Genomic DNA, 22,671 nt, shown 5'->3' with positions numbered 1-22,671 from the left:
ATCACCGCGGTTTCTCGCAAACCTCGGCAAGGGAGAACTGGTGGGGATTCTGTCCGTCGATCTCGGTACGTCGAACACTGTAGCCGTGCTCTCGGCACACGGGCGACAACCCAGGGTCATCGACGTCGACGGTTCGGCCACGATGCCGTCGGCCGTGTTCGCCGAGGAGCAGGGAGGCCTCGTGGTGGGCCGGGACGCCGAGCGCCGCGCCCGGCTCGATCCCACCCGCTTCGAACCCAACCCCAAGCGACGGGTGGACGAGCAGACCCTCCTGCTCGGGACCGACGTGGTGCCGGTCAACGAGGCCCTGGCCGCCGTGCTGCGCCGGGTGCTGGAGGAGACCGTGCGGCAACTCGGCGGGGAACCGCCCGAGGAGGTCCGCCTGTCGCACCCCGCCCAGTGGGGGCCGGTGCGCCGCAACGTGCTGCTCTCCGCCGCCCGCCTCGCGGGCATGGGCAACGCGATCACGCTGGTGCCCGAGCCGGTCGCCGCCGCCGCACACTTCGCGTCGTTCCCGGGCAAGGGGCTCGCGCCCGGGCAGACGCTCGCCGTCTACGACCTGGGTGCGGGCACGTTCGACGTCGCCGTGCTCGGTGCCACGCCGAACGGTTTCACGGTGCTGGCCGAGGACGGGCTGCCCGACCTCGGCGGGCTCGACGTCGACCAGGCCCTGCTGGTGCACGTCGGCCGCGAGGTCTCGCACAGCGACCCGCAGCGTTGGCAGCGCCTCCTGCGCCCCGAGTCGACGGCCGACCGCCGCGCCCGCAGGGCGTTGCAGGAGGACGTGAAAGCCGCCAAGGAAGCCCTCTCCCGGCTCCCGCAGACCGAGGTTCCGATGCCGGAGCCGTTCTCCGACGTGCTGGTGACGAGGGCGGAACTCGAGGCGCTGGTGCGGCCCACGATGCTGCGCAGCGTCGAGCTGCTCGCGCGCACGGTGCGCTCGGCCGGTCTGTCCCCCGACCAGCTCGCCGGAATCTACCTCGTCGGCGGGTCGAGTCGCCTGCCGCTCGTGGGCAGCCTGCTCGCGGAGAAGCTCGGCGTCGTGCCCTCCAGCCTCGACCAGCCCGAGACGGCGGTGGCGTTCGGCGCCCACCACGTCGGCCCCGACGGCCTCAGCATGCGCACGCAGCAGGTCGACGGCGACGTGGTCGGTGCGCAGGGCCCGGCCGTCGCGGCCACCACCGCCCCGTACTCGCCCCCGGCCGGGATGGTGCCGCCCCAGCAGGCCACACCGCAGTACCACTCCGGGCCCACCGGGCCCTATCCCGGCGCCCCGGGCGGCCAGCACTCCCCGGCCCCCGTCTCCGGGCCTCCTTCCGGGCCGCCCTCCGGTCCGCTGAGCACCCAGCCCGCCCACTTTCCGTCGGTGCCGAACTCCGGCGGTGACGGCGCGAAGGGCAAGCGCCGCACGGGCTGGCTCGTGGCCGCCGCCGTCACCGCCGTGGCCGTGCTCGGGGGTGTGGCCGCGTTCGTGTTCTGGCCGTCGTCGTCGGCCGCGACCTACACGGCGCAGGAGTGCCGGAAGCCCGGCGACCCCGACGAGGAGGGCTTCACCGGGTGCCTGCGCCAGCTCGCGGGCGGCGTGTCGAAGGACAACAACTGCTCCCCGGGGATGGGGCAGGGTGCGGCGGCGCCTCCCGACGAGCAGGAGCTCGGTGTCACGGTGACGTGCGCGGCCCCGGGCCTGCCCGGCGCGCAGGTCACGTACATCCACTCGGGCTCCACCGAGACCATCGAGCAGTACACCGACGGTCTGTTGAGCCGCACGGGCGGTGGTGACCAGGTGCAGGCGGAGTGGAAGGGCAACGGCCTGTCCGGCCGCTACGCCGCCTCGGCGGGCCGCAACTCGTCGGTCCTGGTGTTCACCGTGGACGATCGCCCGCTCGCCGGCTTCGTCTACCAGGTCAACGTCACCGGTGACGGAGAGGCGACTCCGCCGGACGACATGGCGGACTACTTCGAGAAGACGGTGCAGCCGGGCGAGTGAGCCCGGTTCACTTCCTCCGGTTGCGGCGTGCGGTGATGATCAGGACGACCAGCGCGCTGCCGACCACCGCGATCGACGCCAGCGTGAGCGCGGTCGACTGGAGCTCGGAGAAGGCCTGCGACAACACCATGTGACAACCCTACGGCCTGCCGGGTGCACCGTGGGGACGGCGGGAATGACTACGCTGGTGCCGATGCGAATCACGGTGTTCCGGCGACTCATGGCGGAGGAGTTCGGCGCGATGCGTGCCGAGACCCTGGCGTCCGACCACGTGCTCAGCGGTCTCGGGGGCCGGACGGCCGACCAGGCGCTCCGGGAGGGTGTTCCGGCCAAGGAGGTCTGGCACGAGGTGTGCGCGGAGTTCGACGTGCCGCGCGAGCGGCGGTGACGGCGACCGTCGGGCCGGTGGCTCACCACCGTGGGGGAGTGTCGCGTCGACGTCGAACACCTGTTCGGCTATCGTGGTGTCCACAATCCGGTCAGGCTGTGGACAACTGCCCGGTCCGGCCGCGAACTGTCCGACCCCGCCCGTAACGTCGGACCCGAACAACACAGACATCCCTCGGACTCCGACAGCAGGTCTGCACGATGCACGACTGCGCGTACTCGGGCCCGATGAGCAGCCGATGAGGTGGATTCCATGGCAGCAGCACCGGACAAGGGCAAAGCGCTCGACCTGGCCCTTGCCCAGATCGACAAGCAGTTCGGCAAGGGATCGGTGATGCGGCTCGGTGAGGACACCAGGCCGCCGGTCGAGGTCATTCCCACGGGAGCCATCGCGCTGGACATCGCGCTGGGTATCGGCGGCCTGCCGCGGGGGCGCATCGTGGAGATCTACGGCCCGGAGTCGTCGGGTAAGACGACGGTCGCGCTGCACGCGGTGGCCAACGCACAGAAGGCCGGGGGCGTCGCGGCCTTCATCGACGCCGAACACGCGCTCGATCCCGAGTACGCCAAGGCGCTGGGCGTCGACACCGACGCTCTGCTGGTGTCCCAGCCCGACACCGGTGAGCAGGCGTTGGAGATCGCCGACATGCTGATCCGGTCCGGTGCGCTCGACATCCTGGTCATCGACTCCGTCGCCGCTCTCGTGCCGCGTGCCGAGATCGAGGGCGAGATGGGCGACTCCCACGTGGGTCTCCAGGCGCGGTTGATGAGCCAGGCGCTGCGGAAGATCACCGGTGCGTTGCACAACTCGGGCACCACGGCGATCTTCATCAACCAGCTCCGCGAGAAGGTCGGCGTCATGTTCGGTAGCCCGGAGACCACCACCGGTGGTAAGGCGCTGAAGTTCTACTCCTCCGTCCGGCTCGACGTGCGCCGGATCGAGACGCTGAAGGACGGCGGTGAGCCGGTCGGCAACCGCACCCGGGTCAAGGTCGTCAAGAACAAGGTCGCGCCGCCGTTCAAGCAGGCCGAGTTCGACATCCTGTACGGCGTCGGCGTGTCCCGTGAGGGCTCGTTGATCGACATGGGGGTCGACCAGGCCATCGTGCGCAAGTCCGGTGCCTGGTACACGTACGAGGGCGACCAGCTCGGTCAGGGCAAGGAGAACGCGCGCCGGTTTCTGCGGGAGAACCCGGACGTGGCCAACGAGATCGAGAAGAAGATCAAGGAGAAACTCGGCATCGGAGCCCAGGAGGGCGAGGACGGCGCGCCCGCTCCCGTCGACTTCTGACGGCGATCGCGTTGACGCGCGAACTGCCGCCTGACGAGGCGTGGCGCAAGGCCAAGGAGGTGTGTTTCGACCTCCTGGCCGCGCGTCCGCGGACCAAGGACGAGTTGCGTCAGGCTCTGCGTCGGAAGGGCTTCGCCGACGACATCGGTGAGAAGCTTCTCGGCAAGCTCGACGACGCGGGGTTGGTCGACGACGCCGCGTTCGCGGAGATGTGGGTGCGATCCCGGCACACCTACCGGGGTCTCGCTCGCCGGGCGTTGGTGGCCGAGCTGCGCCGCAAGGGCGTCGACCCGGAGATCGCGGCCGAGGCGGCGGGGGAGATCGACGCCGAGGCCGAGGAGCAACGCGCTCGGGAACTGGTGCGGAAGAAACTCCGGACGATGGGCGACGTCGACGAGCAGAAGGCGACCCGCCGCCTGATCGGCATGCTGGCGCGCAAGGGCTATCCCCAGGGCCTGTCCTACCGTGTCGTCCGCGACGAGCTCCGCGACGCGGGAGCGGAATCGACCCTGCTCGACGACGTCGACACCTGACACCGTGTCCGCGTCCTGCGCACGCGTGTCCGCACTTCCCGTACGCGTGTCCGCGACCTGCATACGCGTCTCCGCACTTCCCGTACGCGTATCCGCGGTGCAGGGACGGTTGCGGGCCTGTGGTCGTGGCACGCCACCGTCGCGGCGGTCACACGACCACAGGAGTGCCGTCGGTGCCGAGGCGACAGGTGCGGACGACCGTGCCCACGGGCTCCCTGACCCACCACGCACGTGTCTCGGCCTTCTCGGCGGGCGTGGTGAACCGGTAGTGGAACAGGCGTGCGCGCAGGAATGTCGGAGGGCGGCCGTCGAAGGGGTCGTGGCGTAGCAGGCGACGCACGTCCGGGTCGCCGTCGAGGAGCTTCCGGACGAACACGGGCAGCCATCGACCTCCGTAACGAGGTGACAGCGACAGGAACCACAGCTGCCAGTCGAGCCGCAGGTGATACGGCGCCACCTGTGGCGGGCGCCGGTACGGATTTCCCGGCTTGCCCTTGAACTCGTACTCGCGCCACACGGTGTCGGCACTGAGGGCGTCCGCGTCGGTGCCTTCGACGATCACTTCGTACCGGTCGCGGGTGACGCTGCCGAACGCGCCGTAGGTGTTGACGAGGTGGAACTGGTTGAAGCTGTAGTTCATCACCTGCCCGCGCCCGAGCAGGTTCCGCACCGGCCAGTAGCTCAGGACCGCGATCCCGGCCGTCACGGCGATGATCAGGGTGCCGTACCAGAGCGGTGGCGCGGTGAGATCGTCCGGCGCCGACACACCCACAGCCGTGCCGCTGACCGCGGAGACGGCCAACGTGATGGTGAGGGCGTTCAACCACGAGAAGTTGCCGCTGATCATCAACCAGCCCTGGGTGACGATCACGATGCCCGCCGCCACTCCGGCCGCGGGTTGGGGAGCGAAGAGGACGAACGGCACCACCAGCTGGGCGCCGTGGTTGGCCAGGGCCTCGACTCGGTGCATCCAGCGCGGCAGGTGGTGGAAGTGCCAGCTCAACGGCCCCGGCATGGGTTGGGTCTCGTGGTGGAAGTACAGGCAGGTCAGATCGCGCCAACAGCGGTCGCCCCGCATCTTGATCAGCCCTGCACCGAACTCCAGGCGGAACAGCAACCAGAGCAGGAGCCACAGCACGAGCGTCGGCACGCTCGTGTGCGCGGGGCCCAGAAAGATCGCCAGGAAGCCGGTTTCGAGCAGCAACGACTCCCAGCCGAACGCGTACCAGGTCTGACCGACGTTGACGATCGACAGGTACAGCACCCACGGCACCGCCCACAGCAGCAGGCAGCCCCACACCGGGAGAAGATCGGCGACGCCGCCCAGCAACGCGGCCGACACGACGGCACCGGACCCGGCCAGCACGGCGAAGAACCGGTCGGAGTAGTGCAGGTGGAACAGACTCGGCGCGCGCCGGAAGTCGACGCGCTCCAGGAATCGCGGGATGGGGAGCAGTCCCCGCTCACCGAGCAGGGCGCGGAACTGGTTCACCGCGCAGACGAACGCGACCAGATACAGCGCGGCCAGCATCTTCTGGAAGACCAGCCGCGAGAGCCAGTACTCGTCGGCGGTGAACCAGCCCCACGACATGCTCTCGGCGGGCCTCCCTCCACGACGGGTGCCCGCCGCGTGCGCTACGTCGCCGTCGTGGCCTCCGACCCGAGCGTGGAGGCCTCCTTGGCCAGTGTCTCAATGCGCGCGTAGTCCCGCGCCGCGAGAGCGTCCTTCGGCGTCAACCAGGATCCTCCGACACAGGCCACGTTCGGAAGAGCCAGGTAGCGCGGGGCGCCGGCCGGGGTGATGCCTCCGGTGGGGCAGAAGCGCAATTGCGGCAGCGGGCCTCCGATGGCGGACAACGCGGCGGCCCCACCACTGGCTTCGGCGGGGAAGAACTTCAGTCGATCGAAGCCGTGTTCGGCCAACCGCATGGCTTCGGACACGGTGGAGGCGCCGGGCAGCACCGGCAGGCCGGTGTCGACGGCGGCGCTGAGCAGCGTGTCGGTGGTGCCGGGGGTCACGAGGAACGCCGCACCCGCGTCCTTCGCCGCCCGTGCCTGGTCCGGAGTGACCACGGTGCCCGCTCCCACCACCACGTCCGGAACCTCGGAGGCGACGCGCCGGATGGCGTCCAGCGCCGCGTCGGTGCGCAGCGTCAGCTCGATCACGCGCACTCCACCGGCGAGCAGGGCTCGCGCGGTGGGGACGGCCTGGTCGGCATCGTGCAGGACCACGACGGGCAGCACGGGGGACAGGGCGAGCAGGTCATCGGCGTTCATGCGCGTCCTTTCACGTCGACCAGGTCCGAAGAGTCCGTGGGAGCCGCGGTGGGCGTCGATGCGGTCGGCTCGGCGACGCCGGGAGCTCCACCGACCATCCCATTGGAGAGTCTTCCGAAGACGCTCGCACCGAGTTCGGCGGGGCCCACGGTGTTGCGCAGGGCGGCGAAGAGCTCGCGGCCGTTGCCGAGCCACTCGTCCTCGGTCGCCCGGGTGGCCGGACGCCGTTCGGCCAGCGTGGCCGCATCCACCAGCACCTCGAGGACGCCGGCGTCGGCGTCGAGGTGTACGACGTCGCCGTCCTCCACCTTGGACAGCGGACCGCCCACGGCGGATTCCGGGGTGACGTGGATGGCGGCGGGAACCTTGCCCGAGGCGCCGGACATGCGCCCGTCGGTGATGAGAGCGACCTGGTGGCCACGGTCCATGAGCACGCCGAGTGCGGGGATCAGGGCGTGCAGTTCCGGCATCCCCTTCGCCCGTGGGCCCTGGTCGCGCAGCACCACGACGACGTCGCGGTTCAGCTCACCCGCGCGGAAGGCCTGGGTGAAGTCGGCCTGGGAGGAGAAGACGCGCGCGGGGGCACGCACGGCACGGTTCTCCGGTGCGACGGCCGAGACCTTGATGACCGCGCGGCCGAGGTTTCCGTCGACCATGCGAAGCCCGCCCTCGGTGGCGAAGGGGTTGTCGGCGGTGCGGAGCACGGTGTCGTCGAGCGTGGCCGTGGGCACGTCGCGCCAGGTCACCGTGTCGCCGTCCAGGATCGGTTCCTGGCGGTAGCGGTCCAGTCCGGGGCCTGCGACGGTCTGCACGTCGGGGTGCAGCAGGCCCGCGTCCAGGAGGGTCCCGACGAGTACCTGGACGCCTCCGGCGGCGTGGAAGTGGTTGATGTCGGCGCTGCCGTTGGGGTAGACGTTCGCGAGCAACGGCACGGCCGCCGACAGGTCGGCGAAGTCGTCCCAGGTGAGCTGGATGCCTGCCGCGGCGGCGATGGCGACGAGGTGCAGCGTGTGGTTCTGCGAGCCGCCGGTGGCGAGCAACGCGACGATCCCGTTGACGATGCTGCGCTCGTCGATCACATGGGCGATCGGCGTGTACTCGTCGCCCTTGGTGATCTCCACGATGCGGCGCGCGGCCTGTTCCGTGAGTGCCTTGCGCAGCGGCGTGCCGGGCTGGACGAAGGTCGCCCCGGGTAGGTGCAGGCCCATCACCTCGACCACGAGCTGGTTGGAGTTCGCGGTGCCGTAGAAGGTGCAGGTGCCGGGTGAGTGGTAGGCCGCGGCCTCGGCGTCGAGGAGGTCCTCCCGCGTCGCCTTGCCCTCGGCGTAGAGCTGGCGGATGCGCGCCTTCTCCTTGTTGGGCAGTCCCGAGGCCATGGGACCGGCCGGCACCAGCATCGCGGGCAGGTGTCCGAAAGCGAGGGCGCCGATGAGGAGGCCGGGCACGATCTTGTCGCAGACGCCGAGCAGGAGCGTGCCGTCGAACATCTCGTGCGACAGCGCGATACCGGTGGCCATCGCGATGACGTCCCTGCTGAACAGCGAGAGCTCCATACCGGAGCGGCCCTGCGTGATGCCGTCGCACATCGCGGGCACGCCGCCCGCGAACTGCGCCACCCCGCCGGCCTCCCGTGCCGCGTCCTTGATCCACGCGGGGAACTCGTCGAGCGGTTGGTGCGCCGACAGGAGGTCGTTGTAGGCCGAGACGATCGCGATGCCGGGCTTGCGGGCCTCGCGCACGGCGAGGAGGTCGGGACCCGAGCACGCGGCGAAGCCGTGGGCCAGGTTGCTGCAGCCGAGCCCGGCGCGTACAGGACCTTCGGCGGCGGCATTCTCGACGCGCGCGAGGTAGGCCTGCCGCGTGGCGGCGCTGCGTTCGGCAATGCGGTGGGTGACGTCGGCGATGACGGGATGAAGGCTCAACGGCATGGTCTCCGGTCGCTTCACGGCGGGTGAACGGCACACGTTCTGCTTACGCAGAGTGACCGACTGAGGGTGTGGGACGGCAGCGTTGACGTCGCGTCCTGTGGGCAACTGACACGATACAGCTCGAGGTCAGCGCGACAATATCGATTCAGTGAAGAAGTTCTGGTGATGTCGGTCACGCCAAACCGTTGGTGGTGTGCTACTTGTCACATTGACCGGTGGGGGTGCAGAGTCGGCCGTACCGGTCTCGGATGCGAGCAACGAATTCGGAGGGTGAGCATGTCCAGTGCCGAGATGACAGAGCTACGCCGGGCCATCGGGCGACTCAGACAGTGCGTGGGCGCGTTGCGGTCGCGGTACGGCGAATCGCCCGCCGTTCGCCGGATCGTGAACGACGTCGACCGGCTCGACATCGACGTCGCGGACCTCGCACATCTTCCGCCCGTGCCCACACAGGCATCAGGACCACCGGACGTCGTGAAGATCCCGGACACCCCGTACGACCCGGCGTTCTGGAAGGGCGCCGACGACGAAGGCGTGGGTGGTTACCAACGTGACCAGCACTGATCACTCGAAGAAGGACGGCGCCACGGATCCTGGAGCAGCCATGGACACCGCCCCCGCCGCTCGGACGCGGGTCGCGATCACCGAGCGCACCCTGCGCACCGACCGGTGGTGGGCGGCTCCCCTGTTCACGGCCCTCGGGCTCGCCGCGTTCGTCGTCTACGCGACGATCCGGTCGTTCATGCGCGAGGGCTACTGGGCCGCGGAGTACCACTACCTCACGCCGTTCTACTCGCCGTGCCTGAGCGAGTCGTGCGTGCCCGGGTCGAGTCACTTCGGCACACCGATCGGTGAGCTGCCGGAGTTCATCCCGCTGGCGTTCCTGTCGCTGCCGTTCCTGCTGGGGTTCCGGCTCACCTGCTACTACTACCGCAAGGCCTACTACCGCTCGGTGTGGTTCGCGCCGCCCGCGTGCGCGGTGACGGAGCCGCACGCGCGGTACACGGGTGAGACGCGGTTGCCGTTGATCGTGCAGAACGCGCACCGGTACTTCTTCTACGCAGCCCTCCTCATCACCGTGATCAACACCTACGACGCCATCGCGGCGTTCGCCGGCGGTTTCGGTCTCGGCAACATCATCCTGCTGGTCAACGTCTCGTTGCTCTGGTGCTACACGCTGTCCTGCCACTCGTGCAGGCACGTGACCGGAGGCAGACTCAAGCACTTTTCGAAGAATCCGGTCCGCTACTGGATCTGGACGCAGGTCAGCCGGCTCAACGTGCGGCACATGCAGTTCGCCTGGATCACGCTGGGCACGCTGGTCGTCACCGACCTCTACGTGTGGCTGGTGTCGACGGACACCATCCCCGACCTGCGCTTCATCAACTGACATCCCGACCAGCCGTGTGGCGCGCGCGGGCGGGCACGGCGGACAACAGAAGGTGGCCTGACTTTTCATGACCGAGGTCGAACGGCACAGCTACGACGTGGTGGTGATCGGTGCCGGTGGGGCGGGCCTGCGGGCCGTGATCGAGGCGCGGCAGCGCGGACTCTCCGTCGCGGTGGTATGCAAGTCACTGTTCGGCAAGGCCCACACCGTCATGGCCGAGGGCGGCTGTGCGGCGTCGATGGGCAACGTCAACCCGAACGACGGCTGGCAGGTGCACTTCCGCGACACGATGCGGGGCGGGAAGTTCCTCAACAACTGGCGCATGGCCGAGCTGCACGCCAAGGAAGCGCCCGATCGCGTGTGGGAGCTGGAGACGTACGGCGCCCTGTTCGATCGCACGGGGGACGGCAGGATCAGTCAGCGCAACTTCGGCGGGCACACCTACCCGCGCCTGGCGCACGTCGGCGACCGCACCGGGCTGGAGCTGATTCGCACGATGCAGCAGAAGATCGTGTCGCTGCAGCAGCAGGACCACGCCACCGACGGCGACTACGAGTCCAAGCTCAAGGTGTTCGCCGAGTGCACGATCACCGAGCTGCTCACTCAGGACGGCGCCATCGCCGGAGCGTTCGGGTACTGGCGCGAGTCCGGGCGCTTCGTGTTGTTCGAGGCGCCCGCCGTGGTGCTCGCCACCGGCGGGATCGGCAAGTCGTTCAAGGTCACGTCGAACTCGTGGGAGTACACGGGCGACGGGCACGCGCTGGCTCTGCGAGCGGGCGCGTCGCTCATCAACATGGAGTTCGTCCAGTTCCATCCCACGGGCATGGTCTGGCCGCCCAGCGTGAAGGGCATCCTCGTCACGGAGGGGGTCCGGGGCGACGGCGGCGTGTTGCGCAACTCCGAGGGCGAGCGGTTCATGTTCCGCTACGTGCCCGACGTCTTCAAAGGACAGTACGCGGAGACGGAGGAGGAGGCGGACCGCTGGTACACCGACCCCGACAACAACCGGAGGACACCCGATCTCCTGCCGCGCGACGAGGTGGCCCGCGCGATCAACACCGAGGTCAAGGAAGGGCGGGGTTCGCCGCACGGCGGGGTCTACCTCGACATCTCGAGCAGGATGTCGGCGGAGGAGATCAAACGCCGGCTGCCGTCGATGTACCACCAGTTCAAGGAACTCGCCGACGTCGACATCACGGCGGAGCCGATGGAGGTCGGTCCCACCTGCCACTACGTGATGGGCGGTATCGAGGTGGACCCGGACACGGCGTCGTCGAGCGTGCCGGGGCTGTTCGCGGCGGGGGAGTGTTCCGGCGGAATGCACGGGTCGAACAGGCTCGGTGGCAACTCGTTGTCCGACCTGTTGGTGTTCGGCCGGAGGGCAGGCCTCGGCGCCGCGGACTATGTCGAGTCGCTCACCGAGCGCCCGGCGGTGTCGGAGGTCGACGTCGCCGTTGCGGCGCGGACCGCGCTCGCCCCGTTCGACCCGCCTCGCGACGGTCAGGACGCCCAGAATCCCTACACCCTGCAGACCGAACTGCAGCAGTGCATGAACGACCTCGTGGGCATCATCCGCACCGCCGACGAGATGGAGAAGGCGTTGGAGACGCTCGAGGAGATCCGCGGCCGGTTGCGTGGAGTCACGGTCGAGGGGCACCGCCAGTACAACCCCGGGTGGCACCTGGCGCTGGATCTTCGCAACATGCTGCTCGTGAGCGAGTGCGTGGCCCGTGCGGCGTTGCGTCGCACCGAGAGCCGGGGCGGACACACGCGGGACGACTACCCGCAGTTGGACGCGCGGTGGCGCAACACGCTGCTCGTGTGCCACACCACCGGCGACGAGGCTCCGGTGCCTCGCGTCGAGGTGACCACCAAGGAGCAGGAGCCGATGCGGACCGACCTGCTCGGGTTGTTCGAGCTGGCGGAACTCGAGAAGTACTACACCGACGAGGAACTGGCCGACCATCCGGAAAGGACGGCCTGACATGGGGTACGAAGCGACACTGCGGATCTGGCGTGGCGACGACGGTGACGGGGAGCTGCGCGACTACACCGTCGAGGCCAACGAGGGCGAGGTCGTGCTCGACCTGATCCACCGCCTGCAGGCCACGCAGGCTCCCGACCTGGCGGTGCGGTGGAACTGCAAGGCGGGCAAGTGCGGATCCTGCTCCGCCGAGGTCAACGGCAGGCCGCGACTGCTCTGTATGACCCGCATGTCGGTGTTCCGTCCCGACGAGGTCATCACCGTGACTCCGATGCGGACGTTCCCGGTGGTCCGTGACCTGGTCACCGACGTCTCCTACAACTACACGAAGGCGCGGGAGATCCCGGCGTTCGCGCCGCCCCCGGAGCTGGAGCCGGGCGAGTACCGCATGCAGCAGGTCGACGTGGAACGGTCGCAGGAGTTCCGCAAGTGCATCGAGTGCTTCCTGTGTCAGGACGTCTGCCACGTGATCCGGGACCACGAGGAGAACAAGCCCGCGTTCGCGGGGCCGCGGTTCCTGATGCGGATCGCGGAGCTGGACATGCATCCGCTCGACGTGGCCGACCGCAAGGATGCGGCGCAGGACGAACACGGCCTCGGATACTGCAACATCACCAAGTGCTGTAGCGAGGTGTGCCCGGAGAACATCCACATCACCGACAACGCGTTGATCCCGATGAAGGAGCGGGTCGTGGACCGTCGCTACGACCCGGTGGTGTGGTTGGGCAACAAGCTCTTCCGCCGCAACAAGAGCTGACGAACAAGGGCCGCCGTCACCGTTGTCGGGTGACGGCGGCCCTGTCTCGTGTGTGAGCCGACGCGGAGGTCAGGCCGGCTTGCCGTCGGTGAGGGTGGCCTCCTCGGTCTCGGCCGTGACGTCCACGGGCAGCGCCTTCTTGCTACGGCGGTTGCGCGACTCCAGCCACTTCGCCAGGCCGGTCAACGCCAGGCACATCAGGATGTACATGGCGCCGACCACGATCGTGATCGGGATCAGCGGCCGGTCGAACTCGAACTGGCCGCCGAGGTAGCGGGCGTAGCGCAGCAGCTCCTCGTAGGTGATGAGGAAGCCGAGCGCGGTGTCCTTGAGCAACACCACGAGCTGGCTGATGATCGCGGGCAGCATCGCGCGCAGTGCCTGTGGCAGCAGCACCATGCGCATCACCTGGGTCTTGCGCATGCCGATCGCGTACGCCGCCTCGCTCTGTCCCTTGGGCAGCGACAGGATGCCCGCACGGAACACCTCGGCGAGCACCGAGCCGTTGTACAGCGTCAGGCCGAGCACCACCGAGTAGAACGGGGCGCCCAGCGCGAGCCCGTAGTGGAAGAAGAAGATCATCACCACGAGCGGCACGGCGCGGAAGAACTCCACGATCAGCGTCGCCGGAACGCGCAGGATCGCGTGGTCGGACAGCCTGGCCGCCGCGAAGACCGCACCGAAGGCGAGTGCCAGTACCGCCGCCGCCGCGAACGCCCGCAGCGTGTTGAGCAGCGCCTCGGCGACCTCCAGCTGGATCTGCTCGTAGAGGGTCCACTCCCAGATGTCGGCGTCGAACTGACCGGCTTCGGCGAACTTGTACACGATGTATCCGATGACCGCCACCACGGCGAGCACCCCGGCGACCGCGTAGCCGCGGTGCCGTACCCGTGCCTTCGGTCCCGGGACGTCGAACAGGACAGCGCTCATCGGGCCACGCTCCAGCGCTTCTCGAGGCTACGTTGCAGCAGGGTCAGCGGAGTGATCAGGACGACGAAGCCCAGCGCCACCCACAGCAGGCCGACCATCACGCTGTACCCGCGCTCGGACAGGTAGTTCTGGATCGCTCCCGCCTCGAAGACCGAGAACCCGGCCGCGATCGTGGTGTTCTTCAGCAACGCGATCATGGTGCTGACCATCGGCGGCACCACGGAGCGTGTCGCCTGCGGAAGGATGATCTGGCCCAGCGACTGGCCGAACGTGAGGCCGATGGCGCGGGCGGCCTCCGCCTGGCCGACGGGAACCGTGTTGATGCCCGCGCGCACGACCTCACAGACGAACGCCGACGTGTACACGATCAACGCCACGACGGCGGCCCAGAAGTACGACAGGTCGATGATGTCGAGCAGCGGGTAGGCGAAGACGAAGAAGAAGAAAAGCAGGGTCAGCGGCGTGTTCCGGAACAGCGTCACGTACGCGGCACCCGCGGCGCGCAGAATCGGGACCGGGCTCACCCGCAGCATCGCCAGGATCGTGCCCAGCACCAACGAGCCGATCGCCGACAAGACGAACAGTTTGATGGTGTTGAGAAAACCCGGCCCGTACAGGTCGAGGTTGTCCAGCAGTACGTCCATGTTTCCCTCGGAGGTGCGGGGACAGATGGGGCGGCTGCCGACGTGCGCGGCCCTCGGCGGCCTCACCCGTGCGGGTGGTCACCACCGAGGGCCGGTGTCGGCGTCAGTAGCGTTCGATCTCGGGCATCTCGGCCTTGTTGCCGGACTTGCCGAGCGTGGCGTCGTAAATTTCCTGCCACGTGCCGTCTTCCATGGCCTCTTCCAGGATGTCGTTCACCTTGTCCCGGAGGGCGTCGTCCTCCTTGGGCAGCCCGATGCCGTAGGGCTCCTCGGTGAAGGACTCGCCGACGACCTTGAGCTCGTCGGGCTGCTGGGCGGCGTAGCCGAGCAGGATGGCGTCGTCCGTGGTGACGGCGTCGATCTTGCCGTTGAGCAGCTCGTTGACGCACTGGGAGTAGGTCTGGAGCTCGACGATCTCGCCGCCGGGCTCGTGCAGACCCTCGTCACGCACGTTCTGGATCGGCGTGGAGCCGCTCACCGAGCAGACCTTCTTGCCCTTGAGGTCGTCCTTGCCGTTGATGTCGTTGTTGTCCTTGGCGACCAGCAGGCCCTGACCGGCGACGAAGTACGGGCCGGCGAAGCTGATTTGCTGCTTGCGCTTGTCGTTGATCGTGTAGGTGCCGACGTAGTAGTCGACGTCGCCGTTCACGATGGCCTGCTCACGTCCGGCGGACGCGACGGCCTTGTACTCGATCGACTTCGGGTCGAACCCGAGCTTCGCCGAGACGAGGCGTGCGATCTCGACGTCGAAGCCCTCGTACTCACCCGTGGTCGGGTCCTTGTAACCCAGGTTCGGCTGGTCCTCCTTGACGCCGACGACGACGTGACCGGCCTTCTTCATGCGGTCGAAGGTCGGGGAGTCCTCGACGGTGACGTCCTTCGCCACCTCGTAGCTCAGAGCCGCCGAGCCGCTGCCGTCGCCGTTTCCGCCTTCGGAGTCGGACGGCGACCCTTCCTTGCCACATGCGGTGAGGGCGAGGCTCGCGGCCAGCAGTCCCACCGTCAGGGTGCGAATCTTCATGGCACCTCTCCTGTTTCGGTTGAGGCGGCCCGTGCCGCCACGACATGTGTCAGTGAGTAAGGATCTTGCCGAGGAAGTCCCTCGCCCGCGCCGACTGCGGAGCGGTGAAGAACGTGTCGGGCGTGGAGTCCTCGACGATCTCGCCGTCGGCCATGAACACCACACGGTGCGCGGCCCGGCGGGCGAAGCCCATCTCGTGCGTGACCACGAGCATCGTCATGCCGTCGTCGGCGAGCTCGGTCATCGTGTCGAGCACCTCCTGGACCATCTCGGGGTCCAGCGCGGAGGTCGGTTCGTCGAACAGCATCACCTTGGGCCGCATCGCGAGTGCCCGGGCGATCGCGGCGCGCTGCTGCTGTCCACCGGACAGCTGTGCAGGGTACTTCTGCGCCTGGTTGGCGATCCCGACGCGGTCGAGCAGCTCCATGGCCGTCTTGCGGGCCTCGTCGGCGTTCTGCTTACGCACCTTGATCGGGCCGAGGGTGACGTTCTCGACGATCGTCTTGTGCGCGAACAGGTTGAACTGCTGGAAGACCATGCCCACGTCCGCGCGGAGAGCGGCGAGCGCCTTCCCCTCGGCGGGCAACGGCTTGCCGTCGATGCTGATCTCGCCGCTGTCGATCGGCTCGAGCCGGTTGATGGCACGGCAGAGCGTGGACTTGCCGGAACCCGACGGTCCGAGGATCACGACAACCTGGCCCGTGGGCACCTCGAAGTCGATGTCCTTGAGCACGTGCAGGTCGCCGAAGTGCTTGTTCACCGCCGCCGCCTTGATCATCGGCGGTGCTGACGTCGCGGTGCTCATCTGACCTCCATCACTCGGCAAGCCGCGGGTCGCGGGTTGTCACTGGCAACATCCGGATCTAACACCTTTGGGGCAATCCGGCGTGTGTCCTCAATCAAAAAGCAACCTTAAGTGGTCAATTCGATGGCGCCGGGTCGGGTCCGCTCGAGCGTTCCCGGAACCCTAACCGCGATGTCCAGGCCGGACGCGGTGAGGTGGTTCGAGGGCGTTGACCTACCCTGACAGACGTGACCCGCACCTACGCGATCCGCACCTTCGGGTGCCAGATGAACGTGCACGATTCGGAGCGTCTCGCCGGGCAGTTGGAGGACGCCGGCTATGCGCACGCCGCCGACGGCGAGGACCCCGACGTGGTCGTGCTGAACACCTGCGCGGTGCGTGAGAACGCCGACAACAAGCTCTACGGTCACCTCGGTCATCTCCGTGCCGCCAAGACGGCGAAACCCGGTATGCAGATCGCCGTCGGCGGCTGCCTCGCGCAGAAGGACCGTGGCGAGATCGTGCAGCGGGCACCGTGGGTGGACGTCGTCTTCGGTACCCACAACATCTCGTCGCTGCCCGTCCTTCTGGAACGCGCGCGGCACAACGCCGAGGCCCAGGTCGAGATCCTGGAGGCCCTCGAGACCTTCCCGTCGACACTGCCGGCGCGCAGGGAGTCCGCCTACTCCGGTTGGGTGTCGATCTCCGTCGGCTGCAACAACACGTGCACCTTCTGCATCGTCCCGTCGTTGCGGGGCAAAGAACGCGACCGGCGCCCGGGCGAGATCCTCGCCGAGGTCGAGGCGCTCGTGGCGGAGGGTGTGCTGGAGGTGACGCTGCTCGGGCAGAACGTCAACTCCTACGGTGTCGAGTTCGGCGACCGCTACGCGTTCGGGAAACTGTTGCGTGCCTGCGGTTCCGTGGACGGGCTGGAGCGCGTGCGGTTCACGTCGCCGCACCCCGCGGCCTTCACCGACGACGTGATCGACGCGATGGCCGAGACGCCCAACGTGTGCCACCAGCTGCACATGCCGCTGCAGTCCGGCTCCGACCGCGTCCTGAAGGCGATGCGCCGCTCCTACCGCTCGACCCGCTTCCTGTCCATCCTCGACCGGGTGCGCGAGGCGATGCCGGACGCGGCGATCACCACGGACATCATCGTCGGGTTCCCCGGCGAGACGGAGGAGGACTTCGAGCAGACCCTCGAGGTGGTGCGGCAGGCCCGGTTCTCCAGCGCCTTCACGTTCCAGTACTCGCCGCGACCCGGAACCCCGGCCGCCGAGATGGAGGACCAGGTCCCGAAGGCGGTCGTGCAGGAACGCTACGACCGGTTGGTCGAACTGCAGAACGAGATCGCCTGGCAGGAGAACAAGAAGCTCGTCGGCAGGACGGTCGAGCTGCTGGTCGCCTCGGGGGAGGGGCGCAAGGACGCCGAGACCCACCGGATGAGCGGCCGCGCCCGCGACGGCAGGCTCGTGCACTTCGCCCCCGTGGGCGAGGCCGTCGACCGCGAGATCCGGCCGGGCGACGTCGTCGAGACGACGATCACCTACGCGGCTCCGCACCACCTGGTCGCCGACGGTGACGTGCTGTCGCACCGGCGCACCAGGGCCGGGGACAACGTGGAGGCAGGGTTGCGTCCGAAGACGAAGGGAGTCAGCCTCGGGCTGCCGTCGTTCGGTGCTGCCTCCGTGGCATCGGTGGCGTCCGGTGCCGATGTGGAAGGGTGTTCACTGTGAGTGACGAGTCGAAGGCCGAGTTCCCGGCCTCGAACGACCAGCTCGACGCACGCACCGCCGCCGCACTCGAGGAGACTCTCGGCCGCGCGGCACGCACCGTCGAGTTCGGCCGCCGTGGTTTCACCATCGCGGTGTTCGTGTTCCTGTTGCTGATCGGCTTCGTGCTGCCGTGGGTCGACGGTCGTCCCGGGTGGCAGGCGTTGATCGGCGAGGCGGGCGCGATCCCGCAGTTGTTCGCCGCGACGGCCGCCGGTTTCGGTGTGTTCGGCTCGGCGCTCGCGCTGACCACACGACGGTGGTGGCTGGCGTGGGTGTGCGCGATCGGCGGCTGGTTCGCGTCGGTGGACGGGATCCTGGCCGTGTGGTCGCAGCAGTCGTCGGGCATCAGCGGTGTGTCGGGAGCCGGCCCCGGTATCGGGCTGGTGATCGCCGCCGGAGCGATGATCGTGCTGGCGTTCCAGTGGATGAGGGTCGCGTGGTCGCGGCACTGACCCGGCCACGATGACGGTGCGTACGACAACGAAGGGGTGAGGAGCCGCGGCTCCCCACCCCTTCGTTCGTCTCCTGCCTGGGTCAGCGGTTGGCGACGGCCTGCTCGGCCGTGCGCAGCCACTCGCGCCACTGCGCGGCCTGCGCCTCGGCCTGCTTCGCGCGCCGCTCGTCTCCCGCGGCCCGCGCCTTCGCGGCCTGTGCCTCGAACTGTTCGACGCGCTCGCGGAACTGCGCCGCGCGCGCCTCGGCCTCCGGGTCGGTGCGACGCCACCGCGCGTCCTCGGCCGAGCGGATGCGGTCGGCGACGGCCTTCAGCCGCCCGTCGAGCTCCCGGATGCGGTCGCGCGGCACCTTGCCGATCTCGTCCCACATCTCCTGGATGCGTCGGAACTGGGCCTTCGCGGCGTCCAGGTTCGAGGACGGGTCGATCTTCTCGGCCTCGACCAGCAGCTCCTCCTTGCGCGTCGCGTTCTCCGCGAACTCCGCGTCCCGCTCGGAGAAGGCCGCGGCCCTGCGGGAGAAGAAGGCGTCCTGAGCCGCCCGGAACCGCTGCCACAGCGCGTCGTCGGCGTCCTTGGGAGCCCGTCCCGCGGCCTTCCACTCGGCCATGAGTTCCTTGTACCGGCTCGCGGTGGGGCCCCAGTCCGTGGAGTCGGACAGCGCCTCGGCCTGCTCGATCAGCTCTTCCTTGCGGCGCTTGGCCGCGGCCCGCTGCTTGTCGAGCTCGGCGAAGTGGGAGCCCCGGCGGCGGCTGAAGGACTCGCGTGCCTTGGAGAACCGCTTCCACAGCTCGTCGTCGGTCTTGCGGTCGACGCCCTTGATCGTCTTCCACTCCTCGAGGATGGCCTTGAGCCGGTCGCCCGCGGCCTTCCACTGGGTCGACGTCGCGGCGATCTCCTCGGCCTCCTCCACGAGCGCCTGCTTGCGCGCGATGGCCTCGGCCCGGGCCCGCTCGCGTTCCTGGCGGCTGTGTTCGAGGGCCTTCTCGGCGTGGGTCACCACCTGGTCGAGCCGCGCGCGGAGAGCGTCGAGGTCGCCGACCACGGCCGCCTCGGCAAGGCCGTCGCGCAGGTGAGTGGCGCTGGACAGGGCCTGCTTCGGGTCACCCGCTCCCGAGGCGAGCCGCGACTCCAGCAACTCGACCTCGGTGCGGAGGTCGTCGAACCTTCGGGCGTAGTGCATCAGCCCTTCCTCGGGCGAGCCGGCCTGCCACACGCCCACGGCGCGTTCACCGTCGGCCGTGCGCACGTAGACGGTGCCGTCGTCGGCGACACGGCCCCACCGCGACGGGTGTGTCTCGGCAACCGGCACAGCGGGTGCCTGCGCGCCTCCGGGGGAGTGGGGCACCTTGTGCGGCGCGGGGACGTCCGCCGGGGCGGCGGTGTCGGCGACATCGGCGGGAGTGCCGGGAACCGGGGCGGCCTCGGCGCCCTCGGGGACGTCGGCAACGTCGGCAACGTCGGGGACGTCGGGAACGTCACTGCCGCGGGGGGTGTTCTGCTCGGCCATGGCCGGCTCCTTCTCGCTGTCCGGCCCGCGTGGGTGCGGGCGCCCCGCGGTGTTGCGGGGCCGGGTGGTGCGTGTACGGGTCTGTAGGCCGCATTCAAACAGGTAACACCGCTGATGGGTACTCCATGCCTCGATAGGTACCTCTCGGGACGCTGCCGGTAACCTCGTTACGCGTGATCACGTGTGCCGTCGTGGTGCCCTCGCCTCCCCTGCTCGTGCCCGCTCTCGTGCCGGGCGCGGTGGAGCGCAGTGCCGCCGTGCGCGACGCCACGCTGACGGCTGTCCGCGCGTTGGCGCAGGTCAACCGCCACTGGGTCGCGGTGGGGGTGGCGTCCGGTCGCCACACGGTGCACCCGAGTACGCGCGGCAGCTTCCGCGGTTTCGGGGTGGACGTCCCCGTGGCCCTGTCCGGCACCGCCGACGGCGCGGAGACCACGCTGCCCCTCCCCGCGCTCCTCGCGGGCTGGCTCCGGGACCAGGCCGGGGCGGAGTCCGTGCGGGTGGAGCTCGTGAGCGCCCATGCCGATGTCGCCGACTGCGTCGCTCTCGGTGAACGACTCGCCGGGGCGGACGAGGCGGCGTTGCTCGTGCTCGGCGACGGGTCGACCCGGCACCCCACGGCTCCTCCCGGATGGCCGGATCCACGCGCCGAGGCTTTCGACGCGACCGTGGGTGCCGCGCTGGCCGAGGCGGACGCCGAGGCACTGCTGGCGATCGACCCCGCGCTCGCCGCCGACCTCCAGGCCGAGGGCCGTCCGGCCTGGCAGGTGCTGGCCGGGCTCGCCCGCTCCTCGGGCGACTGGGGTGGCGAGCTGCTGTACTCCGACGCTCCGTTCGGCGTGGCCTACCACGTGGCGACATGGGACCGCCGGTGATCGCGCCGGTCGCCGTCGTCGGCCCCACCGCCACCGGGAAGACGGCCCTCGGCGTCGAGCTGGCACTCGCGCTGGGCGGCGAGGTGGTCAACGCCGACGCCATGCAGCTGTACCGCGGCATGGACATCGGCACGGCGAAGGCCACCGTCGAGGAACGCCGCGGAGTACCGCATCACCTCCTCGACGTTCTCGACGTCACCGAGACGGCGTCGGTGGCCGCGTATCAGAAGCAGGCGCGCGCGACGATCGAGGCGATCCTGGACGCGGGCCGGGTCCCGGTGATCGTGGGCGGTTCCGGTCTCTACGTGCAGGCGATCGTCGACGACCTCCGCTTCCCCGGGACGGACCCGGTCGTGCGGAGCGACCTCGAGGAACAGGCGCGAGTCCAGGGCGCGGCGGCACTGCACCGCAGGCTCGCGATGCTCGACCCGAAGGCGGCCGACACCATCCTGCCCACCGACACCCGGCGCATCGTGCGGGCTCTGGAGGTCATCGCGGTCACCGGCGAGCCGTTCTCCGCGAATCTCCCCACTCCGGGGCCGCCCCGGTACGGCACGGTCATGGTCGGTGTCGACCGCGCGGTGGCCGAGCTCGACGAGCGGGTGGAACGCCGCGTGGAGCACATGTTCGACGCGGGGCTCGTGGACGAGGTGCGCAGGCTCGAACGACACGGTCTGCGACACGGCAGGACGGCGTCCCGGGCGCTCGGGTACCGGCAGGTGCTGGACGCGCTCGCCGGTGACGGCGACCTCAAGGCCGCCGCGCGGGAGACCGTCGTGGCCACACGACGCTTCGTGCGCAGGCAACGGTCGTGGTTCCGGCGTGACGACCGCATCACGTGGTTCGACGGCGGCGCGGAGGATCCGGTCGGCGCCGTGTTGGCACACCTCGACCCGTAACCTTGGTGGCATGGCTGGCATCGAGTTCCTCAAGGGGCACGGCACCCAGAACGACTTCGTGCTCCTGCCCGACTCCGACGCGTCGCTGGAGCTGACCGAGCGGCGGGTGGCCGCACTCTGTGACCGGCAGCAGGGGCTCGGTGCCGACGGCGTGCTGCGAGTGGTGCGGTCCGAGGCCCTCGGACTGGAGTCCAAGGGCGAGTGGTTCATGGACTACCGCAACGCCGACGGATCGATCGCGGAGATGTGCGGCAACGGCGTGCGGGTCTTCGCCCGGTACCTCGTCGAGGCGGGGTTGGAGACGGGTCCGGAGTTCGTCGTGGGCACGCGCGCGGGCGACCGGCCGGTGCGGGTGCGGCCCGACGCCTCCGGTGAGCTCGCCGTGACCGTGCACATGGGACCGGTCGCCGTGACCGGCACCTCGGTGGCCGTCGTCGACGGACGGCAGGTCTCGGGAGTCGCGGTGGACGTCGGCAACCCGCATCTCGTGTCGGTGCTCGACGACGATGTGAGTGCGCTCGATCTGACGCGCGCCCCGCGGTACGACGCCGAGGTGTTCCCGCAGGGGGTCAATCTGGAGTTCGTCAACGTGCTCGGCCCCGACGCGCTCCGGATGCGCGTGCACGAGCGCGGCGTGGGCGAGACTCGCGCGTGCGGTACCGGCACCGTGGCGGCGGTCGCGGCGACGTTGCACCTGCGTGGCGACGACAGCGGTGAGGCCACAGTGGACGTTCCGGGCGGCCGCGTGGCCGTCACCGTGCGGCAGGGCGCGTCGACGCTCACCGGCCCCGCGGTGTTCGTCGCGAAGGGCGAGCTGGACGCGGCGTGGTGGAACGCTCTGGACTGGTCGGGTCACTAGTCGGGTCGGCAACGACTGAGCCCTCCTGGGCCTCACAATGTCCGGCAATGGCGGCTGGTCATGCAGGTGTCGAGCGACCGGCGCGCGCAGTTCCATCGACGGTCGCTGGCTCTGCTGGGGGAGTTCGCCGCCCAGCCGATGGAGGACGGCGGTGATCGCTCCGCGGTGTATGTCGCCCCGGATCCGGCCGACTGACCGGCTCCTGATCGACCTCGGAGGCGACGGCGCACGGCGAGGGTGAGGAATAGGTCGTCGGCCCACCCCGTTGGAACAGGTGACAGTGCTCACCCTGCTCACGCTCGCCTGCCCTCGGGTGGGCCGCCACACCGCCAGGCGGGTGGCACTGCTTCCGAGCAGCCAATTGGCTCGTTCTTTCCCACGAACC

At 69.4% G+C, this 22,671-nt stretch carries 23 protein-coding genes; 14 read left to right on the top strand and 9 right to left on the bottom strand.

Annotation, left to right across the window (positions count from 1 at the left end; genetic code table 11):
- The first annotated feature begins 40 nt into the window (after window positions 1-40).
- The gene (locus SACAZDRAFT_RS07220; protein ID WP_005440135.1) at window positions 41-1,987 is read left to right on the top strand and encodes an Hsp70 family protein; all 1,947 of its coding nucleotides are present in this window, start codon (window positions 41-43) and stop codon (window positions 1,985-1,987) included.
- 7 nt (window positions 1,988-1,994) lie between these two features.
- Here SACAZDRAFT_RS07220 and SACAZDRAFT_RS24005 read toward each other — a convergent pair whose 3' ends face one another.
- On the bottom strand, window positions 1,995-2,117 hold the full coding sequence (locus SACAZDRAFT_RS24005) for a hypothetical protein (protein ID WP_005440134.1): 123 nt from the start codon (window positions 2,115-2,117) through the stop codon (window positions 1,995-1,997).
- 63 nt (window positions 2,118-2,180) lie between these two features.
- Between SACAZDRAFT_RS24005 and SACAZDRAFT_RS07215 the strand changes: the two genes are divergently transcribed.
- From SACAZDRAFT_RS07215 to SACAZDRAFT_RS07205, 3 genes are all read left to right on the top strand, one after another.
- Window positions 2,181-2,375 (top strand): DUF3046 domain-containing protein, encoded by a 195-nt coding sequence (locus SACAZDRAFT_RS07215; protein WP_005445889.1) that lies wholly within the window; start codon window positions 2,181-2,183, stop codon window positions 2,373-2,375.
- Between the two features lie 252 nt (window positions 2,376-2,627).
- The gene (gene recA / locus SACAZDRAFT_RS07210) at window positions 2,628-3,665 is read left to right on the top strand and encodes a recombinase RecA (protein WP_005440124.1); all 1,038 of its coding nucleotides are present in this window, start codon (window positions 2,628-2,630) and stop codon (window positions 3,663-3,665) included.
- A gap of 11 nt (window positions 3,666-3,676) precedes the next feature.
- A complete protein-coding gene (locus SACAZDRAFT_RS07205; RefSeq protein WP_005440117.1) occupies window positions 3,677-4,198 on the top strand; it encodes a regulatory protein RecX in 522 nt (173 codons plus the stop codon).
- Window positions 4,199-4,346: 148 nt separating this feature from the next.
- Here the strand turns inward: SACAZDRAFT_RS07205 and SACAZDRAFT_RS07200 are convergent, their stop codons facing one another.
- Genes SACAZDRAFT_RS07200 through edd form a run of 3 tightly spaced genes read right to left on the bottom strand, consistent with a single transcriptional unit; the run spans window position 4,347 to window position 8,403 of the window.
- Window positions 4,347-5,789 carry a lipase maturation factor family protein gene (locus SACAZDRAFT_RS07200; RefSeq protein ID WP_005440116.1) on the bottom strand — a complete coding sequence of 481 codons (1,443 nt, stop codon included), beginning with the start codon at window positions 5,787-5,789 and terminating at the stop codon, window positions 4,347-4,349.
- A gap of 44 nt (window positions 5,790-5,833) precedes the next feature.
- On the bottom strand, window positions 5,834-6,475 hold the full coding sequence (gene eda / locus SACAZDRAFT_RS07195; RefSeq protein ID WP_005440115.1) for a bifunctional 4-hydroxy-2-oxoglutarate aldolase/2-dehydro-3-deoxy-phosphogluconate aldolase: 642 nt from the start codon (window positions 6,473-6,475) through the stop codon (window positions 5,834-5,836).
- A complete protein-coding gene (gene edd, locus SACAZDRAFT_RS07190) occupies window positions 6,472-8,403 on the bottom strand; it encodes a phosphogluconate dehydratase (RefSeq protein WP_005440114.1) in 1,932 nt (643 codons plus the stop codon). Before edd ends, eda begins: the two co-directional genes overlap by 4 nt.
- A 276-nt stretch (window positions 8,404-8,679) precedes the next feature.
- Here edd and SACAZDRAFT_RS07185 point away from each other — a divergent pair, with 276 nt between their 5' ends.
- From SACAZDRAFT_RS07185 to SACAZDRAFT_RS07170, 4 genes are all read left to right on the top strand, one after another.
- Window positions 8,680-8,967 carry a hypothetical protein gene (locus tag SACAZDRAFT_RS07185; RefSeq protein ID WP_005440113.1) on the top strand — a complete coding sequence of 96 codons (288 nt, stop codon included), beginning with the start codon at window positions 8,680-8,682 and terminating at the stop codon, window positions 8,965-8,967.
- 40 nt (window positions 8,968-9,007) lie between these two features.
- The gene (locus tag SACAZDRAFT_RS07180) at window positions 9,008-9,793 is read left to right on the top strand and encodes a hypothetical protein (RefSeq protein ID WP_005440112.1); all 786 of its coding nucleotides are present in this window, start codon (window positions 9,008-9,010) and stop codon (window positions 9,791-9,793) included.
- 67 nt (window positions 9,794-9,860) lie between these two features.
- Window positions 9,861-11,777: a fumarate reductase/succinate dehydrogenase flavoprotein subunit gene (locus SACAZDRAFT_RS07175; protein WP_005440111.1), complete on the top strand. Its 1,917-nt coding sequence runs from the start codon at window positions 9,861-9,863 to the stop codon at window positions 11,775-11,777.
- Between the two features lies 1 nt (window position 11,778).
- Window positions 11,779-12,534, top strand: a complete 756-nt coding sequence (locus SACAZDRAFT_RS07170; protein ID WP_005440110.1) for a succinate dehydrogenase/fumarate reductase iron-sulfur subunit — start codon at window positions 11,779-11,781, stop codon at window positions 12,532-12,534.
- A gap of 69 nt (window positions 12,535-12,603) precedes the next feature.
- On the opposite strand, the gene SACAZDRAFT_RS07165 is transcribed toward SACAZDRAFT_RS07170, so the two are convergent.
- From SACAZDRAFT_RS07165 to SACAZDRAFT_RS07150, 4 genes are all read right to left on the bottom strand, one after another.
- Window positions 12,604-13,464, bottom strand: a complete 861-nt coding sequence (locus SACAZDRAFT_RS07165) for an amino acid ABC transporter permease (protein WP_005440107.1) — start codon at window positions 13,462-13,464, stop codon at window positions 12,604-12,606.
- A complete protein-coding gene (locus SACAZDRAFT_RS07160) occupies window positions 13,461-14,108 on the bottom strand; it encodes an amino acid ABC transporter permease (RefSeq protein ID WP_005440105.1) in 648 nt (215 codons plus the stop codon). The genes SACAZDRAFT_RS07165 and SACAZDRAFT_RS07160 overlap by 4 nt, the downstream gene beginning before the upstream one ends.
- 103 nt (window positions 14,109-14,211) lie before the next feature.
- Window positions 14,212-15,129, bottom strand: coding sequence for a glutamate ABC transporter substrate-binding protein (locus tag SACAZDRAFT_RS07155; protein WP_005440104.1), 918 nt, complete (start codon window positions 15,127-15,129; stop codon window positions 14,212-14,214).
- 49 nt (window positions 15,130-15,178) lie between these two features.
- Window positions 15,179-15,907 carry an amino acid ABC transporter ATP-binding protein gene (locus SACAZDRAFT_RS07150; protein WP_005445874.1) on the bottom strand — a complete coding sequence of 243 codons (729 nt, stop codon included), beginning with the start codon at window positions 15,905-15,907 and terminating at the stop codon, window positions 15,179-15,181.
- A gap of 254 nt (window positions 15,908-16,161) precedes the next feature.
- Here SACAZDRAFT_RS07150 and miaB point away from each other — a divergent pair, with 254 nt between their 5' ends.
- Together miaB and SACAZDRAFT_RS07140 are read left to right on the top strand one after the other, a co-directional pair.
- Entirely contained in the window at window positions 16,162-17,652 is a 1,491-nt protein-coding gene (miaB, locus tag SACAZDRAFT_RS07145) for a tRNA (N6-isopentenyl adenosine(37)-C2)-methylthiotransferase MiaB (protein ID WP_005440102.1), read from the top strand.
- A complete protein-coding gene (locus SACAZDRAFT_RS07140) occupies window positions 17,649-18,143 on the top strand; it encodes an Rv2732c family membrane protein (RefSeq protein ID WP_005440101.1) in 495 nt (164 codons plus the stop codon). Before miaB ends, SACAZDRAFT_RS07140 begins: the two co-directional genes overlap by 4 nt.
- A gap of 82 nt (window positions 18,144-18,225) precedes the next feature.
- Here SACAZDRAFT_RS07140 and SACAZDRAFT_RS07135 read toward each other — a convergent pair whose 3' ends face one another.
- Entirely contained in the window at window positions 18,226-19,653 is a 1,428-nt protein-coding gene (locus tag SACAZDRAFT_RS07135) for a DUF349 domain-containing protein (RefSeq protein WP_005440098.1), read from the bottom strand.
- A 173-nt stretch (window positions 19,654-19,826) separates the two neighbouring features.
- Between SACAZDRAFT_RS07135 and SACAZDRAFT_RS07130 the strand changes: the two genes are divergently transcribed.
- From SACAZDRAFT_RS07130 to SACAZDRAFT_RS24000, 4 genes are read left to right on the top strand one after another with little or no spacing between them, the layout of a single operon-like run.
- Window positions 19,827-20,528 (top strand): class III extradiol ring-cleavage dioxygenase family protein, encoded by a 702-nt coding sequence (locus SACAZDRAFT_RS07130; RefSeq protein WP_005440096.1) that lies wholly within the window; start codon window positions 19,827-19,829, stop codon window positions 20,526-20,528.
- Window positions 20,513-21,427, top strand: coding sequence for a tRNA (adenosine(37)-N6)-dimethylallyltransferase MiaA (miaA, locus tag SACAZDRAFT_RS07125; protein ID WP_005440094.1), 915 nt, complete (start codon window positions 20,513-20,515; stop codon window positions 21,425-21,427). Before SACAZDRAFT_RS07130 ends, miaA begins: the two co-directional genes overlap by 16 nt.
- A gap of 10 nt (window positions 21,428-21,437) precedes the next feature.
- Entirely contained in the window at window positions 21,438-22,286 is an 849-nt protein-coding gene (dapF, locus tag SACAZDRAFT_RS07120) for a diaminopimelate epimerase (RefSeq protein WP_005440092.1), read from the top strand.
- 60 nt (window positions 22,287-22,346) lie between these two features.
- Window positions 22,347-22,481, top strand: a complete 135-nt coding sequence (locus tag SACAZDRAFT_RS24000) for a hypothetical protein (protein WP_269726604.1) — start codon at window positions 22,347-22,349, stop codon at window positions 22,479-22,481.
- The last annotated feature ends 190 nt before the right edge of the window (window positions 22,482-22,671 follow it).

Source organism: Saccharomonospora azurea NA-128, assembly GCF_000231055.2.
Taxonomy (GTDB): domain Bacteria; phylum Actinomycetota; class Actinomycetes; order Mycobacteriales; family Pseudonocardiaceae; genus Saccharomonospora; species Saccharomonospora azurea.
Note: the sequence above shows the minus strand (reverse complement) of the source record. Positions and strands in the feature narration are given on the sequence as shown.